This is a genomic window from Bacillus sp. X1(2014), assembly GCF_007678255.1.
Genome location: NZ_VEED01000003.1, coordinates 328,302 through 346,368, shown reverse-complemented (window position 1 = coordinate 346,368; position 18,067 = coordinate 328,302). Strand labels below are relative to the sequence as shown.

17 protein-coding genes are annotated in these 18,067 nt (G+C 40.7%); 2 read left to right on the top strand and 15 right to left on the bottom strand.

The genetic code is table 11. From position 1 onward, the window contains the following. Positions 1-7 precede the first annotated feature (7 nt). Positions 8-1,471, bottom strand: coding sequence for an aldehyde dehydrogenase (locus FS608_RS09195; RefSeq protein ID WP_144549194.1), 1,464 nt, complete (start codon positions 1,469-1,471; stop codon positions 8-10). Positions 1,472-1,689: 218 nt separating this feature from the next. Between FS608_RS09195 and FS608_RS09190 the strand changes: the two genes are divergently transcribed. Continuing rightward, positions 1,690-2,472, top strand: coding sequence for an IclR family transcriptional regulator (locus FS608_RS09190; RefSeq protein WP_144549191.1), 783 nt, complete (start codon positions 1,690-1,692; stop codon positions 2,470-2,472). Between the two features lie 25 nt (positions 2,473-2,497). Beyond that, positions 2,498-3,433 (top strand): amidohydrolase family protein, encoded by a 936-nt coding sequence (locus FS608_RS09185; protein WP_144549189.1) that lies wholly within the window; start codon positions 2,498-2,500, stop codon positions 3,431-3,433. 43 nt (positions 3,434-3,476) lie between these two features. On the opposite strand, the gene sda is transcribed toward FS608_RS09185, so the two are convergent. The 14 genes from sda to FS608_RS09115 all read right to left on the bottom strand — a co-directional run bounded on the left by sda (position 3,477) and on the right by FS608_RS09115 (position 18,062). Next, positions 3,477-3,602 carry a sporulation histidine kinase inhibitor Sda gene (gene sda, locus FS608_RS09180; protein ID WP_144549187.1) on the bottom strand — a complete coding sequence of 42 codons (126 nt, stop codon included), beginning with the start codon at positions 3,600-3,602 and terminating at the stop codon, positions 3,477-3,479. Between the two features lie 36 nt (positions 3,603-3,638). Beyond that, entirely contained in the window at positions 3,639-5,708 is a 2,070-nt protein-coding gene (locus FS608_RS09175) for a bifunctional aldolase/short-chain dehydrogenase (protein ID WP_144549185.1), read from the bottom strand. Between the two features lie 166 nt (positions 5,709-5,874). Next, positions 5,875-6,759, bottom strand: a complete 885-nt coding sequence (locus tag FS608_RS09170) for an SCO family protein (protein WP_144549183.1) — start codon at positions 6,757-6,759, stop codon at positions 5,875-5,877. 144 nt (positions 6,760-6,903) lie between these two features. Beyond that, entirely contained in the window at positions 6,904-7,716 is an 813-nt protein-coding gene (locus FS608_RS09165) for an ABC transporter ATP-binding protein (protein WP_144549180.1), read from the bottom strand. Between the two features lie 135 nt (positions 7,717-7,851). Further along, the gene (locus FS608_RS09160) at positions 7,852-8,841 is read right to left on the bottom strand and encodes an electron transfer flavoprotein subunit alpha/FixB family protein (protein WP_144549178.1); all 990 of its coding nucleotides are present in this window, start codon (positions 8,839-8,841) and stop codon (positions 7,852-7,854) included. Between the two features lie 15 nt (positions 8,842-8,856). Further along, a complete protein-coding gene (locus FS608_RS09155; protein ID WP_144549176.1) occupies positions 8,857-9,651 on the bottom strand; it encodes an electron transfer flavoprotein subunit beta/FixA family protein in 795 nt (264 codons plus the stop codon). Between the two features lie 29 nt (positions 9,652-9,680). Then, complete coding sequence (locus tag FS608_RS09150) at positions 9,681-10,535, bottom strand: aspartate/glutamate racemase family protein (RefSeq protein ID WP_144549174.1); 855 nt, start codon at positions 10,533-10,535, stop codon at positions 9,681-9,683. Positions 10,536-10,970: 435 nt separating this feature from the next. Continuing rightward, positions 10,971-12,347: an FAD-dependent oxidoreductase gene (locus tag FS608_RS09145; protein ID WP_144549172.1), complete on the bottom strand. Its 1,377-nt coding sequence runs from the start codon at positions 12,345-12,347 to the stop codon at positions 10,971-10,973. 15 nt (positions 12,348-12,362) lie between these two features. Further along, a complete protein-coding gene (locus FS608_RS09140) occupies positions 12,363-12,800 on the bottom strand; it encodes a GlcG/HbpS family heme-binding protein (RefSeq protein WP_144549170.1) in 438 nt (145 codons plus the stop codon). Between the two features lie 31 nt (positions 12,801-12,831). After that, on the bottom strand, positions 12,832-13,560 hold the full coding sequence (locus FS608_RS09135; RefSeq protein ID WP_144549168.1) for an SDR family NAD(P)-dependent oxidoreductase: 729 nt from the start codon (positions 13,558-13,560) through the stop codon (positions 12,832-12,834). An 18-nt stretch (positions 13,561-13,578) separates the two neighbouring features. Then, positions 13,579-15,000 (bottom strand): FAD-dependent oxidoreductase, encoded by a 1,422-nt coding sequence (locus tag FS608_RS09130; RefSeq protein ID WP_144549165.1) that lies wholly within the window; start codon positions 14,998-15,000, stop codon positions 13,579-13,581. 32 nt (positions 15,001-15,032) lie between these two features. Beyond that, positions 15,033-15,917 (bottom strand): isocitrate lyase/PEP mutase family protein, encoded by an 885-nt coding sequence (locus FS608_RS09125; protein ID WP_144549163.1) that lies wholly within the window; start codon positions 15,915-15,917, stop codon positions 15,033-15,035. A gap of 55 nt (positions 15,918-15,972) precedes the next feature. Next, a complete protein-coding gene (locus tag FS608_RS09120; protein ID WP_144549161.1) occupies positions 15,973-16,824 on the bottom strand; it encodes an FAD synthetase family protein in 852 nt (283 codons plus the stop codon). Positions 16,825-16,889: 65 nt separating this feature from the next. Continuing rightward, the gene (locus FS608_RS09115) at positions 16,890-18,062 is read right to left on the bottom strand and encodes an acyl-CoA dehydrogenase family protein (RefSeq protein WP_144549159.1); all 1,173 of its coding nucleotides are present in this window, start codon (positions 18,060-18,062) and stop codon (positions 16,890-16,892) included. Positions 18,063-18,067 lie beyond the last annotated feature (5 nt).

Sequence of the window (18,067 nt, the reverse complement as noted above, 5' to 3'; positions counted from 1 at the left end):
CCCCTTCTTATAATTTAATCGTAATATTGGATAATTCAGAGTAAAAATCAATGCTATGCATTCCGCCTGTTCTGCCAACCCCACTATTTTTCATACCGCCAAATGGGGTGCGCAAATCACGTAAAAACCAAGTGTTTACCCAAATAATACCTGCTTCAATTTGATGAGAAACCCGGTGCGCCCGTCTTAAATCGTTTGTCCAAATCGTTGCACTTAAACCATAGTGGGTATCATTTGCCTGCATGATCACTTCTTCTTCCATATCAAAAGGCATAACTGTTACAACCGGCCCAAAAATCTCTTCACGAACACAACGTGAATTCCGGTCTACTCCTGTGATGATCGTGGGTTCTAAATAATATCCTTTTTCAAACCCATCCGGACGTTTTCCCCCTGTCAGAATGGTCGCACCATCATTGCGGGCAATTTCAATATAGCTATTGACCCGGTCATAATGTTCCTTACTGATTAAGGCACCCACCTTTGTATCTTCATTTTCTGGAAGCCCTACTTTTAAGTTTTTAACTTTTGCTACAAATTTATTGAGGAATTCTTCATACGCCGGGCGCTCAACATAAATGCGTGAACCGCAGAGACAAACTTCACCTTGATTAATAAAACTTGATTTGATTGTTGTTTCGACCACTTCATCCAGATCAGAATCGGCAAAAATAATGTTAGGATTTTTTCCTCCTAATTCAAACGACAATTTCTTTAGTGAACTTGATGCAGCCTTCATAATAGCAGATCCAGTTCCTGGCTCACCAATAAAGGAAATCGCATCGACATCTGGATGTTCCGAAATGGCACCGCCCGCAGAATTTGGTCCGAAGCCATGTACAAGATTAACCACTCCATCTGGAACCCCTGCTTCTTTACAAATTTCCATCAATACCGTTGCCGTCATCGGAGTCCATTCTGCTGGTTTAATCACGGCTGTATTGCCCATCGCTAAACATGGTGCTAATTTCCAAGTCAGTAATAATAATGGCAAATTCCAAGGTTTAATAATACCAACCACCCCAACTGGGCGCCTATAGGAGTAATGAATGGCCATGTCATCCTGTTGGTTTGCATCCGTATTAACAGAAATCATATAATCAGCAAAAAAGTGGAAATTATAACCAGCCCTCGGGACATCAATACTATTAGCCAACCAGAACGGTTTACCAGTGTCCAACGATTCCAACCGGGCTAGTTCCTCTTGTCTTTCGAGGATTAAATCTCCAATTCGACGAAGAATCTTTGAACGTTCTCCTGTCGTCATCTTTTTCCAACTGCCATTTAATGCTCTGCGGGCGGCTGATACGGCATAATCAACCTCGTCTTTTCCCCCTTCTGCTACCATCCCTAAAACTTCTTCAGTGGCAGGATTAATATTTTCAAATGTTTTTTTGTTTTGCGACTCAACAAATTGGCCGTTAATGAAATGCAAACAATTGATTGCCTTTACTCTTGTTTCGACAGTCATCTTTTTATTCCTCCAATTAAAAAACTATATTTTCTTAACTAGAAGATATCCCCTTTTAATTTCATATACAACACCATTGTTTCTCTATGTGAAACAATTAAAAATAATTTTAATTTTTAAAAAATAGCTTTTCTTTTCATTTTTCTTTTGATATATTGACCACTATAAAGCAACCTAGTTTTACATAATGAAACAGTGGGTATGGGGAGGAATGAGTTATGGAAACAAAGAAACAGGAAGAAAATTATCTTTCTTCCTTAAAAAATGCTCTTCGGATCTTAAATAGTTTCTCGATGGATGAACCTGAAAAGAAAATTGGTGAAATTTCGACTTCGCTAGGATTAAATAAAAGTACTGTCAGTCGGACCATGGCAACCCTTGCAAGCGAAGGGTTCGTGCATAAAGATCCCGAGACCAAAAAATATCGCTTAGGCCTCTCTATTCTTACTCTTAGCGGTGTTGTTTATAGTTCAATGGATATCTATCGTGACTCACAGCCGGTCTTAAACAAGCTAGTTGAAACCCTTGGTGAAACCGCTCACATTTCTGTTTTAGATCACTTGGATGTCATCTATCTTCATAAAGTAGAATGCAATCATCCTGTTCGATTCTTAACTCATGTTGGACGAAGAAATCCGCCTTACTGCACAAGTTCAGGGAAAGTTTTACTAGCATTCTCTGATGAAGAAGTGACGAAGAGCGTAATTGAAAAAGGGCTTCATAAATACTCAAAAAACACGATCACAGACACCAATATACTTCATGCTCACTTACGTGAAGTAAGGAAAAATGGCTATGCATCTAGTGTCGAAGAATTACTTGATGGAGTCACTTCTATTGCTGCACCCATTTATGATTACAAAGGAAAAGTAGTTGCAGCCTTATCCATCGTGGGTCCAAAGCAGCGATTCCCAGCTCATAAAATTCAAAGTATAGCTAAAAAAGTTATTAGTGCTAGTTTAGATATTTCTAGAAATATGGGTTATAGAAAAATAGATTAGTATAATCGTATAGGAGTGATAGTTAATGCATGATTTTCATACTCATTTTATTCCACCTGAAGTGATCGCTTGGCTTCAAGACCATCAGAAGATCATTAATGCGAAATGGAACCAAAAAGATGACACGAAAGAACCATTCTTAACGATTAATGAAAAATGGGGGTTTGAGCTGAAAAAGGGCTTTATTGATGGTGAATATTATTTGACCGAACAGGAAAAAGCGGGTGTTTCTCATTCACTTATCTCACCTATCCCCCAACTGTTTCTGTATGATTTCCCTGAAGAAATAACCACTGAAATGGCTGCTTTATACAATCATGCATTAGCCAATTGGACCACTAAAACACCTCAGAAACTATCTGCCTTAGGTACTGTCCCACTCACCAATCCAGAAAAAGCGGCTCATGTATTAAATCAGGCGATGAATCAGGGATTAAAAGGAGTCATCATTGGCCCGGGTTTATCTGACCATATGTTATCTGATGACTTTTTTATCCCCTTCTTCGAAGAAGCCAATCGATTACATGCGATTGTTTTTATTCACCCATTATTATGTGAAGACCCGCGTTTAAAGCGAAAGATGATGCCTAATTTAATTGGTGTACCTTGGGAAACAACTGTTTGTGCAACAGATATTCTTTTAAGCGGAATGATTGATCAATATTCGAATGTAAAAATATTATTTGCACATGGCGGAGGTTTCCTGCCCTATCAAATTGGCAGACTTGATAAAGGTTATGAACAATGGGGGCTCGTCTCTTCCAAACTGAAAGCAAAACCATCTGAATACTTAAATCGTTTTTGGTATGATACCGTTTTATGGAGCCCGGTTAGTATTGATTTTCTTATTAAAACAGTCGGAGAAGACAGAGTCGTTCCTGGTTCTGACTACCCCTTTGATCTCTCGATGTGGCCTCCAAAGGAATTTAGTACAAAAGGTGTCAGTTCGATCTTCATATAGCAGAAAAAAGTTGACCCCTTTTATAAAGGAGTCAACTTTTTTGTTAATTAATCATGAATCGTTTTCTATCTAACTCGTTCACTAATAAATCAATAAAGTCTTGTCTTAAATTTAATTCAATTGCTTTATTTAGTGTTTCAAGCAATTGCTCCATGCTTAATTTCTGCATAATCCTATCACTCCAAAAAGCTTATACGTAAAAATCTTATCTAGTAAATGCAGCAGGCACTCCGCCATCCACCGTTAACATACATCCTGTTGTTCTGTCTGATTTTGATGAAGCAAAGAATGCAATTGATTCTGCAATATCTGATGGATAAATATTTACGAGTAAGGTCGTGCGTTTTCGGTAATGCTCCTCTAATTGATCCGGATCGATCCCATATGCTGCAGCACGTTCCTCACGCCATCTTGAACCCCAAATTGCTGAACCTTGAAGAACCGCATCCGGAAGAACAGAGTTTACACGAATTCCATGTTCGCCGCCTTCAGCCGCAATACATCTTGCTAAGTGTGTTTCAAGTGCTTTCACAGAGCTGTAGGCTGCAGCGTTCTTACCAGCGTACACAGAGTTTTTCGATCCGATAAACACCATGTTACCGCCAATCGCTTGATCTTTCATTTGCTTAAATGCCTCTCGTGCAACTAAGAAGTAACCTGTACCTAATACATTCATATTTAGATTCCACTCTTTGAGAGTTGTTTCTTCAAATGGACTTGATGTTGCAAGACCCGCATTGTTGACAATAATGTCTACACCGCCATATGTTAGTGCTGTTTGATTAAAAGCAGTTTGAACTTGCTCTTCACTCGTAACATCCATTTTAACAGCAAGAGCACGATTCGCTCCGAATTTTTCGTTAATTTCCGCAGCAACTTTTTCTGCACCTTCTAAATTTAGATCAGCAAGCACCACATGTGCACCTTCTGAAACAAGACGTCGAGCTGTTGCACTGCCAATTCCACCCGCTCCTCCAGTGATAAAAGCTACTTTTCTAGAAAATTCTGCTTCTCGTGGAGCAAGTGTTAATTTATATAGCTCTAATGGCCAATATTCCACGTTATAGGATTCATTCTCGCTTAAAGATACAAAGTTTCCTAATGTGGTAGAACCTTTCATAACAGCAATCGCCCGATGATATAAGGCGCCGCTCACTATAGAATTGTTAATATCTTTTCCAGAGTTCACCATACCAACCCCAGGAATAAGGATGACACGTGGAGCTGGTTCAAACATTTTATCGCCTTGATTTTTGTTACGATCAAAATATTCTTGGTAAGCTGCTTTGAAACTGGCAACACCCTCTTTAATACTAGCAATTAGCGCATCCACATCTTTTGATTGCGGATCCCAGTTGATATAAAGTGGAACCATTTTTGTGTGAACTAAATGGTCTGGACATGCCGCACCGATTTGTGAAAGCTCAGGGGCGTTTTGACTGTTAACAAATTGCAAAACATCTTCTCCACGGTCATAGATTAACAGCATTTTCTTTTCTTCACTTACTGCACCGCGGATGATTGGCATTACTTTTGCTAAAATACTAGTTGCTTCTTCCTCTGAAAGAGATTGATATTTTTGTCCGCCAAATACAGACGCTTCATCGATTCTTTCATTAATATATTGTTCTGCCTCATTGATGATTTCGATTGTTTTTGCGTAAGATTGTTCAGATGTTTCTCCCCACGTAACCAGTCCGTGTTTCTCCATTAAAACAAGCTCGGCATTGGGGTTATTTTTAACTCCTTCTGCGATCATTTTTGAAAGTGTAAAGCCCGGCCGAACATACGGAACCCAGACAAATCGATTTCCAAAAATCTCTTCAGCAAGCTGTTTTCCGTTATCGGCACAACAAAGGCTAATAATCGCATCTGGATGTGTATGGTCTACGTGTTTAAATGGCAGGAACGCATGCAATAATGTTTCAATCGATGCTCTTGGATGTTTGCTGTCAATCATACAATGTGAAAGATAAGCAACCATATCTTCATCTGTCATTTCATCGCGTTCAAATAATGGACGAATATCTTCTAAATTTAATCCAGTAAAGTTTTGTGCTTTCATGGTCGCTAAATCAGATCCGCTGCCTTTTACCCACATTACCTCGATATCGCGTCCACGGAAATCCTTTTCAATTGTTTTCATGGAAGTATTGCCGCCACCCCAGTTACATACGGCACGATCTGTTCCAATTAAATTGGAGCGATACACTAATTCCTCTACCCCTTTTGAAACCTGTGTAGCCTTTTCAGTATCCCAAAGATTCTTTACCATCCCGATTCCTCCGTTTGTATGTAAATATGTTTATTAACTTCTGTTTTTATTATATATTACTTTTGTTTATTTTTGAATATAAAATTTTGTCTTTTATTTGTTTCTATTTAAAGTTGAGAAATACAAAAAAATCTACCCCCAAAAAAGAGGCAGATCTGCTCATTCTCTATTTTTCTCCTGTAACGACCTGATACAATTCATCACGATCAATGATACTTCCTGTAAATTCATGCGTCAGCCTTCCGTCCTTATTAAATATAAACGTTTTATTATCATGCAAAACTTCTCTATCGTTTTTTTCGAAATGCTCACCAAGGGTGTCTGCCAAATTTTGAATCTGATTCTTATCCCCTGTCAGCATTTTGAGGTAGGATAAATCAAAATTCATTTTCTTTGCGTGTTCTTTCATGGCTTCTGGTGTATCATTTTCAGGGTCAAGTGAAACGGAAACAAGTAAAAGATTATCTGTTTTACTTCCTTTTGATTTCAGATCCTGCTGCAAATTGCTGAAATTTCCTAATAATATTGGACATGCGTTCGGGTCGATACAATTAACATACGTAAAGGTCAGTACAACGGTTTTTCCTAAAAAATCTTGTTTCGTTACTGAATTTCCATTCTGGTCCATTAACTTAAAATCAGGTAAGGTGGCCTCTTTTGTCACTTTATGGGCATTCTCTAATGTTTTTGCTTCAACAGTAAATTGCTTTTCGTCCTCAATAATTTTGCCCTGGTATTCTACTTTTATTGAAGCAACCCAATCACCGTTCATCGCTAAATTAGCGGTTCCTATATATTTTCCATCCCCTATTTCTTCTATAGTTACAGGGGTTGTTCCGTGATCCATATTTTTCATATTTAAGTCAGCTCTTACTTTAGCACCCTTCACCGGATTTCCCTGTTTGTCGACCACTGAAAACTGCATCGCATATATTTTTCCAGGTGTAAATGTTTTTGGTGTAGAAAGTTTTATCGTTAAGTTCCTTGCTGACCCACAGCCTGCAATAAATATAAACATCAGACTCAATATGAAAACAAAAGATTTTTTCATCTTGCCTAACCTCTCAGTCAGATAAATTTTAATATCACAGCTCCCTTATACTATATACTACAATCTTCTCTAAATCTGTGAAGTTTTACACATTAAACAAAATAACGATAATAGGCACATGATGCATTCATGCGCCTTTTTCCATCATTTATATGCCCTGATTCTATCTTTCTCATCAACCTGTAATCTAGTAAGCAATGGACGGTTTGTCTTCCACTCAACATGAACAGGAAGATTGAAAAATTCCGTTAACTTTTCACTTGATAACAATTTACTTGTCTCTCCATTTGCAAAAACTTGACCCTCTTTTAGTAAAAGGGTTTTATTGAAAACAGGCAGAATTTCTTCGACATGATGGGTGACATAAATCAACGTCGGGCCATCGGGATTTTTTGCAATTTTTTCAATCGATTCTAATAGTTGTTCGCGTGCGATAAAATCTAGACCATTTGTAGGTTCATCTAATATGAGCAAAGAGGGGTCTGCCATTAGTGCACGAGCAATTAAAACACGCTGCTTCTCCCCTTGTGATAATTTTTCGTAATTTCGATTTGCATATCTAATACAACCAAGTGTCTCCAAGAGTCCAATAGCCTTTGTTCTCATTTCATCTGAAGGTGTCTCATATAGCCCAATCGATGCAAAAGCACCGCTTAAGACAACCTCAAATGCATTATAACCTTGGTGAAATTTTTCCTGAAGCGAAGATGAAACAAATCCAATCTGTTTGCGCAGCTTCTCACTTAAATACGTTTTCCCAAATTCCATCCCCAGTACGGTTACATTCCCTTTCGTCGGAAAATAATAGGCATTTAATAAATTTAAGATCGCAGTTTTACCTGAGCCATTTAAACCAAATAATACCCAGTTTTCTCCTCTATTAATCTGCCAATTTACATCCTGCAAAATCCAATTTCCTTCTCGTCTTAATGAGACATTTTCGAGTTGTAGTATCATAGTTTATGCTCCTTTATTATCCTCAAATTTTACTAAGAAATTTTTGTCACTCTATTGTAACAAATTTTCAGAAAATAAAAAAATAAGCCCTTCCATGAGGACTTACTAAATTCCTTCAATCGAACCTCCAATCTATTAAATTTCTTTCACTAGAACCTTTTTCAATTTTTCCGTAAGTGCTGGAATTACTGTCTTGTAGTCCGCAATCACACCGAGATTAGCACGTTTAAAAATAGGCGCTTCTGAATCTGTATTGATTGCAACTACAGTCTTCGCATTGGTAATCCCTGCTAGATGTTGACTCGCACCGGAAATTCCGACTGCAAGATAAAGGTCTGGCGCGACAACGGCTCCCGTTTGACCTACCTGCAGATTAGAGGGAACCCAACCGGCATCACATGCTGCCCTTGATGCTCCAACTGTACCGCCCAACAACTCTGCTAAGGACTGCAGATCTTGAAAGCCTTCCGTACCGCCCAGACCACGTCCTCCGGAAACGATTATATTAGCATCCTCAAGACGAATGTCAGACAGTGCCGACTGAATCTTAACAACCAACTTTGTAAGAACTACTTCCTTTGAAACAGAGTAATCAACTGATATAATTTCACCTGTTCGTGTGGAATCAGGTACTGCTAGTTCCTGACTCTTTTTCCGAATGCCCACAACCACCTTTGGACGTGTGGATGAATACTCGCCATATGCCTTATCACCATAAATTGGCCTGACCCATGTAAGCTTTGTGCCTTCCTTTCTAAAATCAGTAACTTCTGTTATAGCAGAAGCGCCAATGCTCGTCGCTAGGCGCCCCACAAGATCCTTGCCGATTCGGTCGAAGGAGAGGAGCAGCACATCGGCACCTGACTGGTGAAAAACCTTTAATAGACTATCCACAATCAATTCAACCTGGTATTCAGCAAGCATTGGGTTATTTACGGTATACACTTTGCTAGCCCCGCAGGCAATGGCTTCCTTGGCACCTGACATATTCGAATGACCGACCAAGACAGCTTCGACACTACCACTGGTAGCACTAGCCAATCGACTGCCAAATGCTAGTGCTTCCTTGGCCCCGGAAGTAAGCGATTCTTCTTGCTGAGTTGCGAAGATAAGGATTTTAGACATAAGTTTGCGTACCCCCTATAAAATCTTGAGTGCCAAGAGTTTTTCAGTCAATTCTTCAGCCACCTCTGAGCCATCATTGCCAGAAAGGATCTCACAATTGACATCTCTATTTAAGACATAGGCCCGCTCTAATATAACCCCGGGTTGACAACGGACTTCATCTAACTCAAGATCTTCTGCTTCAAATATCGTGATTGGTTTGCTCTTAGCAAGGCGAATATCTTTGACTTTAGGCAAGCGCGGAACGTTCGTCTCAGCACTAATAATAGTAAAAACAGCAGAAAACGGTACGCTCACTACCGTATATCCACCTTCTTCTTCACAGGTAGATTTCACACTATCATCATCCAGTTCAAGGTTAGAGACAAGCGTTAAACAGGGGATCCCAAGTTCTTCAGCCATGACCGGACCGACCAGCCCCTCCTCAATATCACTTGCTTGATAACCGGTCAGCACAAGTTCTGCCCCTCCAAGGTTTTTGATTGTTTGCGCAAGGATATGTCCAACGGCCTGGCCGTCGAGATTTTCCCACTCCGAATCCCATACACGTACGGCCGCATTTGCTGTGAAGGCAAAGGCCCGGCGCAGCACCTCCTCTGAAGATTCATCACCTAGACATATGGCAGTCACCGTAGCTCCAGGTGTTTTATCTCTAAGTTGAATAGCCAATTCGAGGGCGTTTTCAGCAAAAGAGTCCAAAACCATGTCACTATCCCCGTTATCCGGACGATTGGTCTTAGGGTTAATTTGAAAGTAACGGGGTGTAATCTCTGGGTCCAAAACATGCTTTAGACATACGACGATATGCATCTAGTTCACCTCTATTAAATTTTAATTGATTACCCTCTAACTTCTGTTCCAGCCCTGACTGCTAATCCGCGTTGGTCAGCTGGATTAGGGTTCGGGTCAAGTCCATACATTTCTCGTAATCTTGCAATAGCTTCGACTGGGGGTTTTGAATTGTAATATCCACGGCGGGTCATATAGACTCCGGATACCCTCTGAAGATCTGCTAATGATTCGCACATCTTAATCCCAGCGCCGAAAGAATCGACCACAGGCACGTCGTCAATCCTTGAAATTCCAAACGTAGCGAGGAATACATTCATCGGGCCTTCCCCTGGCACAATGACATCGGCCCCTTGGGATATGGCTGATTCAGCAGCTCTTTTAAAAGCTTTGATAACAGGTTCAGGATTATTAAAACCGGCTAGGACATCGTCAAAACCTGAATCTATCGGAACAATTGGTCCAAGCTTCTCACCGAGACCATAGCGGGCAGCGTTTTGTCTAAGTTCATCCGCTAATGGGGTTAAAAAATTAACTACTCCGATTCGGTCACCCAGCATGGATGCCAGATGGAAGGAAGCTTGCCCATAACCGACCACAGGGATATCTACCAGCGTCCGAGCCTCTAGAAGACCCACGTCTGGAATGGTTCCGATAAACATCGCATCATATCCTGCTGCTTCCGCCATTAGTGCCGCCCGGACGAACTGCTCGCGGTGCAGATTTTGAAGGTAGGAGTGAGTGATAAAATGACCGGGATAATGCGTAGGATAAGTTTCTTCAGACATCCCATGTAAAACAATCTCAACTTCTGGACGTGCGATTTTTCGCAGGTGGTTCATGATAGCATCCCGATATTGGGGTACCCTATCAATTGTCGTTAAGCTCTGATGCCAGATTTTCATAAAATCTACCTCCTTTTTAGTGAAATTTTTGATAAAACTTTGAATAACGGGAAAGCTTCGGTGAATTTTACTGGTTTATCATCGAGTTTTCCGGTTTGGTTGGTGGATCTTTTTCATCTTCCGGTGAATTTTTGAGTTCTATTAGCGAATTTTGGTGGTCAATCAGCGAATACTTGGATTCTATCAGCGAATTCTCGGAGTCTATCAGCGAATTCTGATGTTCTATCAGCGAATCCGTTTCAATGGGCGAATTTAACAAACTTATGAGCGAATTCTTCTATTTTATAGGCGAATCGTAAATCCCCCCGATGTCAGGCTCCTCAGTTTCTGTTCAATGAGCGGTTTCCCAAATCTCCTCAATGAACAAATCTTTAAATCCATTCAATGCGCGAACCCTAATCGGAGTCATGCAATTCTTTCCACAAACAAACAAATTTATTTTATAGTTACCTCTTTAAATGCTTCTTGGACGGCTATCCGTCCAAATACCGCACACTTGCCTAAAGAGCTGCCGGTCATATACCCCGCTCCGTGAAATCCGCCTGTCACTTCACCGGCCGCAAACAATCCTAAAATAGGCTCTCCGTATGGATTCACCACCTGTGCCTTAGTGTTCACTGACACCCCTGCATAAGTTGCCAGCATGGCAACTGTGGATTCAAAAGCATAAAACGGTGCTTTTTCAATAGGAGTAGGATTTCCATAATTATGTGTTAATGACTTCCTGCCAAAATCAGGGTCTTCCCCATCCTGAATCCCTTGATTGTATCTGGAGATAGTTTCTTCTAATACTTCAAGCGGCACATCAATACAATCTGCCAAATCCTCCAAAGTGTCAGCTTGATAAAGAAGACGGCGTCGTTTCAGTAACTCCAAGTCATAGAGTGGATCATCATGGACACTCTTGTTCATTACGGTTTGGTCCCAAACTTGGAAGGTCACACAATCTGGCTGCTCGAAAGCGGCCTTCCCCAATAATTTATACGAGATTGACTCATTAACGAATCTTTTTCCAAGTTGGTTGACCATGATCGCGCCCTTATAAAACGCTAACCCTTGTGACTTAACTGGCCCAGCGGCTGTGGGATGAAATCCGTACGTCCCATTCAAGTAAGGTAGATCCATTAGCCAAGCCCCATGCTCACATGCCATCCGTATTCCGTCCCCATGATTCCCACGGCCGCCAATTCTTAATGCCCCCTTTAACTGAGGAGCAAACAGTGCTAAGAGTTCTTCGCTTTTTGCAAACCCGCCTGAAGCAATAATGATACCCTTTGAAGCGTGGGCAGAAGCTTCCTTCCCATCAACCTTATATAAAACCCGATCAACTCGTCCATCCTGGTTCTTCAAAAGCCTTTTTGCCGGTGCATTCAATAGGATTTTCACGTTTTGCAGCTGCTTCACTCGTCGGTAAAGTGTCTGAATTGCTTGATGCGGATCAATAATGTGGCCACGCGGAACACTGTGACCACTCACCGCTTCAAGTGATCGAAACTCAACACCGTGCTCAAATAGCCATATATATGTCTCTAATTGACGCTGACCGTATGCCATTATAAGTGCCTGATTATTCACACCACCGCCCACCTCAATCATGTCATCCATTAATGATTCAGTAGAATCGGTAATTCCCGCCATTTCTTGCATATTTGTTCCAGCGAAAGCCATATACCCTGAGCTAAGGACAGTGCTGCCGCCAAGCTCATCCTGCTTTTCAAGGAGCAGGACATGCGCACCTGCTTCACCTGCCTCAACAGCTGCGCACATTCCCGCTAATCCGCCGCCTAAAATAATCAAATCATAGGTTTCCATGAGTCAGCACACCTCTTACTCTAGGTTATTTAGCACTTCTAACGCTGCTTGGCAGACCTGCATATCATGAGTATAATGTCCGCCACTTACCCCTACGCCGCCAATCAGTTCGTTATTGATTTTGATTGGATAGCCGCCGCCAAAGATTATCAGTCTTGGCGTATGAACGATACCATGCAATAATGGTGGATCATCCTTTAATCTGTCGTACCATTCGTGTGTTGCTCTATTATAGGTAGCCGCAGAAAATGCTTTATTTTGTGAGATTTCCAAGCTTAACACTGGTGCACCATCCATTGCAGCAAATGCTTTTAAATTTCCGACGCGGTCGACAATTGTAATGCTAAACGGTATTCCTAGTTCTTCTCCCTTTACTAATGCTGCCTCTAGCATTTTATTTGCAAGTGCTAGACTAATATTTTTTGATTCAATAGCCGGAATTAATTTTGTCATGAAAATTTCCCCCTTCAAGGTTTAGAACCATTTATAAATTTACTGGCCGCCCGTTACCAAATGCTTCAATTGCTGTAGCAGTAACAGCGACACTTTTTGGCAAACATAAATCGACGATAACATTGGCAAGGTCACGAGGATGTAACCAATTGTCTTTATTTACATCTGGAGCAATATCTTCCATCATTTTTGTATCAACAGGACCTGGACAAACAGCGTTAACTCTAATTTTGTAAGGCTTTAATTCTTCCCCCAAGGCTTTGGAAAATCCGATGACCGCAGATTTCGAAGTAATATAGGCACTTCTGTCAGGACCGCCCTTTGTACCCCAAATCGAAGATAAATTGATAATTACGCCGTTTCGCTTTTCCATCATTTGCGGTATCACTGCTCGAGCACATAAATAGACTCCACGAATATTTACATCTTGTACAAAGTCCCATTCCTTGACCGTTGTTTCATTGAATGGCTTAAGCAGCATCACACCGGCATTATTGATTAATATATCAATTGAACCGAATCTTTCTTGGGTTTCTTGAACCATTCGATTAATGTCTTCTTCTGAACGAACATCCCCTGTAAGTGCAATTGCTTCACCGCCGAGTTGTTCATTTATATAAAGAGCAGTTTCAGTGCTTTCCACATGATTGTCGGAAAAAACAGCTACTTTAGCGCCTTGTTTAGATAAAAGTAAACAGGTTTCTCTGCCGATCCCCCTGCCGCCCCCCGTCACGAAGGCAACCTTGTTTTTTAGATCCATGGTCTCATCCCTTTCTAACTAAACTTCTAATTTCTTTAAATCAGTTACGTAAGTTACGGCATGATTACCAGCACGGCGGCCAAAAACTAGACCCCTTAACACTGATGTCCCACCTGGATATTTCCCGTAATAAAGACCAGCTGTTTCACCGACTGCATATAATCCTGGAATCGGATCTTGATCTTGAGATAAGACGCGCCCATTCGTGTCTGTAGCTAATCCGCCATTCGTGAAAACATTGGAGCAGACAATGGGATACGAAATAAACGGTGCCTTATCAATTGGAATTGCCCAATTGGACTTTGGTGGTGTAATTCCAATAGCCTGCTTCCCATCCTTTTTGTCCCAATGGAATTCCCCAGGCTGAACAGCAGCATTAAAGGTTTCTACGGTTTCTTTTAATTGTTCCGTTGGGATGCCAATCTTTTCGGCCAACTCTTCGAGAGTATCGGCGACAATCGCAGGTTTATCGGTCTCCACTGCTCGTTCATAATTAGGAATCTCATACATCTTTTGGTCACCGATCATGTAGGCAATGTGACCAGGAAGGTCATGGAAAATAGTCCTTGCAACCTCCTCATATTGCTCGTCGACAGTAGTTTTCCCTTCATCAACAAACCGCTTTCCATTTTGATCGACTAAAATAAAGTATGGGTAGGTCATAACAGCAGCTTCTTCCCGCTTACTTCTTGCGTCGACTGGCTCAGCATGGAAAGAGTCAAACTGACCTGCTGTTTTTGCTCCGATCTCCATTGCCATTCGGATTCCTTCACCCTTATTAAATAAACCACCCTCAGCAACCGTCCGGATCTTATGTGCGTCTCTGCCGATATACTGGGCCATCATCTCTTGATTACCTTGAAACCCTCCTGAGGCTAATACGACGGCTCCAATCTTTAATTGCAGAGAGGTTCCACCTTTGACACGCACCATTAATCCATTCACAATACCTTCATCATCTAGAAGTAATTTCCAGGCAGCCGCCTCATAAATTATTTCTACACCAAGTCCACCTGCACGCCGCGATAGTGTGTCCACAATGGTACGGCCCCCGCCTACTGGCAGTAAACGAGGCCTTGATGCAGTTAAAAACATCGTAGGCAAGTAATCAAAATCGACTCCTTTTTCCTGTACCCAGCGGAGGGTGCTGCCTGCATCTTTAGCGAGAGTTTCTATGTACTCCCGGTCGGAGTAGTTGTCTGAAAAAGCCAGCATGTCTTCTACAAAGTTATCAGCAACTTCATCGAGATTCTTCATCCGCATATAGGAGGCGGTCCAACGGGAATTTCCTCCCCTATGGTCATAATCAGCGCGTTCCAAAATTGCGATTTTTAAGTTTTTATTTACTTTTTTAGCTGTTTCAGCTGCTGATAATGCTGCAGAGGTCCCAGCAACTCCACATCCAATAACTACAATGTCGTAATCTACTTCTCTTCCCACTTTTTAGTCCTCCTCTTAAAAAAATAGGTTTGCTATTTTACTAATGACTGATTTTCTGAATACTTTTTTTCCCATTCTTTAATCTGGTTAAGTTTAAAAAGTGATTGTCGTTCTTCCCAAGTACAGATTAAATCGTGAATATTTTCGTGTGATCCTTCTGCTTTTAATATTCTTAAGGATTCAGTGATTCCTTTGATGGCTGAACGAAGAACCGTATTCGCACAAAGCATGATCTTAAAGCCAATTCCTTCTGCTTCTTTTAGTGAAATTAGCGGAGTTTTACCGCCTTCGACAAGATTTATTACTTGAGGGATCCCTTTTAATGAGCAAGTAATTTGTTTTAATTGATTAACGGTTGTCGGTGCTTCCACAAAAATAATGTCAGCTCCAGCCTCGGAATAAGCATTAGCCCTGTCCAATGCATCTTCCATACCATTTACGGCTAATGCATCTGTACGAGCGATGATTGCTAGATTTTTATCTTTCCTTGTATCGACTGCAGCTTTGATTTTACCGATCATTTCTTCCTTGGAAATCACATCTTTTCCATTGAAGTGCCCACATTTCTTAGGTGAAACCTGATCCTCCATTTGTATCGCAGCGACTCCAGCTCTTTCGAACTCTCGAACTGTTCGAATAACATTAATCGCATTACCAAATCCTGTATCGGCATCAACCACAATCGGAATCGTCGTCACATCCGCCATGCGCGTGACAATATCAACAACCTCTTTTAAGGAAGTCAGGCCAACATCTGCCCATCCTAATTGAGCATTGGATATTCCAGCACCTGTTGCGTAAATCGCTTGAAAACCAATTTCTTCTATTAATCTTGCAGACATTGCATCGTAAGCACCAGGTAAAATAAATGCACTTGGTTGGTGCAATAGTGTTTGGAACTCTTTTGTCTTATTCACCTTTTACAGTCCCCTTTATTAAAATTAAGTTTATAGATTGTCGATTAAATGTAAGTTATCCGACCTGAACAAATCCTTGAGGACAATCATTTTCATAGTTCACTTTTTCACCGAACTTCTCGTGCCAAATTATTGAGAGAAATTGATTATATTTCGGGGGGAATAGCTCTGATAGCGAATTTTCAGGAATCAATACTTTTTGTTTTGTAACGGTCATTTCACACACTTGTAATTGACAAAATCCTTTTAACGTAACTACATAGGTTCCAGGAGCAGGTAATGTATAGTGAGGGCCCACACTTAGTACCGTTCCATCCCATTCACAATTCACTGCATAGGGACGCCCTAAAAAGGCGGGCAGGTCCTCGACATTTCCACATGCTAATTTTTTTCGAATACCAGTTGAACTAATTTTTTCCCCTTGATATTCCACTTTACTCACCTTTGTTACTTCAAGTACACCGCCAGAATCATCCTTCAAGCGGTCCAAATTGCCTTCTCCACGAAACCCATAGCTATAATCAAAGCCAGCAACTGCATGAACGACACCTAGATTAACTAAATACTTCTCTGCAAACCCTTCCGGGGAAAGCGATGCGAATTCTTTGTCAAATTCGACAATATAAAAAATATCGACACCAAGTTCACAGAATACTTTTTCCTTATCAGAAAGCGGCATTAAATAGTCAACCTGTGATTTTCCATTGGATAAAACTGTTTTCGGATGCGGAAAGAAACTCATCACAGATAGTGAAATATTCCTTTCTTTTGCTTTCTGAAAAGCAGTTTTAATTACTTCACGGTGTCCAATATGAATTCCATCAAAAAATCCTAGGGCCATCACATTAGGTTTTGCCATTTGCTGATAGTACGCTAGATTGTCAGGATTCAAATATATCGTTTCCATGCAGTTCCCTCCTCCTCTTTTAAGCTATGTCTCAATAGGTGTTTGATTATACTGCTGTTTTCTAATTAACCATTAATCGATACATCAAAGCCAAATTGTGTTCTTCCGAATGCTTCAACCGAGTCTTCGTAAAGATTGGATCGGTGTGTGCACACTACCAGAATATCGCGTACAAACATTTCAATTGGATCTCCTTTAAACACGGAAAATCCGCCAAGTGTCAATAAAATTTTCACAGCAATGTCCGCTACGTTCTTCGTGATTTTTGCCCTTATCGCGGCAAATTCACCACGTTTATCTTCTTTACCCATTTCATAGTTTTCTAATAAAGAAATATATTTTTCCAATAGTCCTTCTGCTTCGTAATATTTAATTGTTAATTCAGCAAGTACTCCCTGATGCCGAGAATCCTTTGCGGATTTTCCTCCTAAACGAACCCGCTTTTCCGTTCGGTTCTTAAATTCTTCCAGTAAACGTTCCGCACCACCTAGTGCTACCATAGGAAATCCAACACAAAAAGATGAGAAAAATGGAACATCATAAAGAGGATAGTCTTTATCATATCCTTCTGTTGGTCTGCCTGTACGGTCTGCAACAGTAAGCCGTATTAGATGGTGCTTTGGAACATAGGCATTATCGACAATTACCTCGTTACTTCCAGTACCCCTAAGTCCTAACGTATCCCAATTTTCAATTATTTGGACATCAGAGGTAGGTAATGTCAACATGCATAGTTCTGTCTCCTCGCTGTCGTCCAACTTCATTTTCACTGCAAGAGCCACCCAATCACTATATAAGATACCGCTTACAAAGCTATACTTACCGGTTATCCGATAACCGTCCCCATCTTTTTCTACCTTTCCTATGGGAGCAAAAATATCCGCTATTAATCCCCCCTGATTGATAACTTCTTCTGCCCCCTCTTTGGTCATAAAAGCTACTAAACTATTATGAATGGAATAAAGAAATGTTAGCCAAGCAGCGGAAATATTATATTTTCCAACCATACGGATAATCTTAGAATACTCCCTTAAATTTACTTGTGGCTCGCCATATTTTTTGGGCAGTAACAACTTAGATAATCGGGCCTCTTTTATCGCATCAATGACATTTTTTGAAACCGTTTTGTTTTTATCTGCTTCTATTGCTTCCGATTCTGCAATTTTCCCAACCTTTTCTGCTCCTTTTAGTAACAGATTCAATTCGGTCTTGTTTTCATCCAATACATTACTTTCCATATATT

Excerpts from the sequence above, each read along its gene's own strand:
- FS608_RS09135 (WP_144549168.1), bottom strand. The coding sequence starts at position 13,560 with ATGGATCTAAAAAACAAGGTTGCCTTCGTGACGGGGGGCGGCAGGGGG.
- FS608_RS09140 (WP_144549170.1), bottom strand. The coding sequence starts at position 12,800 with ATGACAAAATTAATTCCGGCTATTGAATCAAAAAATATTAGTCTAGCA.
- FS608_RS09155 (WP_144549176.1), bottom strand. The coding sequence starts at position 9,651 with ATGCATATCGTCGTATGTCTAAAGCATGTTTTGGACCCAGAGATTACA.
- FS608_RS09175 (WP_144549185.1), bottom strand. The coding sequence starts at position 5,708 with ATGGTAAAGAATCTTTGGGATACTGAAAAGGCTACACAGGTTTCAAAA.
- FS608_RS09145 (WP_144549172.1), bottom strand. The coding sequence starts at position 12,347 with ATGGAAACCTATGATTTGATTATTTTAGGCGGCGGATTAGCGGGAATG.
- FS608_RS09150 (WP_144549174.1), bottom strand. The coding sequence starts at position 10,535 with ATGAAAATCTGGCATCAGAGCTTAACGACAATTGATAGGGTACCCCAA.
- FS608_RS09165 (WP_144549180.1), bottom strand. The coding sequence starts at position 7,716 with ATGATACTACAACTCGAAAATGTCTCATTAAGACGAGAAGGAAATTGG.
- FS608_RS09195 (WP_144549194.1), bottom strand. The coding sequence starts at position 1,471 with ATGACTGTCGAAACAAGAGTAAAGGCAATCAATTGTTTGCATTTCATT.
- FS608_RS09115 (WP_144549159.1), bottom strand. The coding sequence starts at position 18,062 with ATGGAAAGTAATGTATTGGATGAAAACAAGACCGAATTGAATCTGTTA.
- FS608_RS09190 (WP_144549191.1), top strand. The coding sequence starts at position 1,690 with ATGGAAACAAAGAAACAGGAAGAAAATTATCTTTCTTCCTTAAAAAAT.
- FS608_RS09185 (WP_144549189.1), top strand. The coding sequence starts at position 2,498 with ATGCATGATTTTCATACTCATTTTATTCCACCTGAAGTGATCGCTTGG.
- FS608_RS09170 (WP_144549183.1), bottom strand. The coding sequence starts at position 6,759 with ATGAAAAAATCTTTTGTTTTCATATTGAGTCTGATGTTTATATTTATT.
- FS608_RS09120 (WP_144549161.1), bottom strand. The coding sequence starts at position 16,824 with ATGGAAACGATATATTTGAATCCTGACAATCTAGCGTACTATCAGCAA.
- sda (WP_144549187.1), bottom strand. The coding sequence starts at position 3,602 with ATGCAGAAATTAAGCATGGAGCAATTGCTTGAAACACTAAATAAAGCA.
- FS608_RS09160 (WP_144549178.1), bottom strand. The coding sequence starts at position 8,841 with ATGTCTAAAATCCTTATCTTCGCAACTCAGCAAGAAGAATCGCTTACT.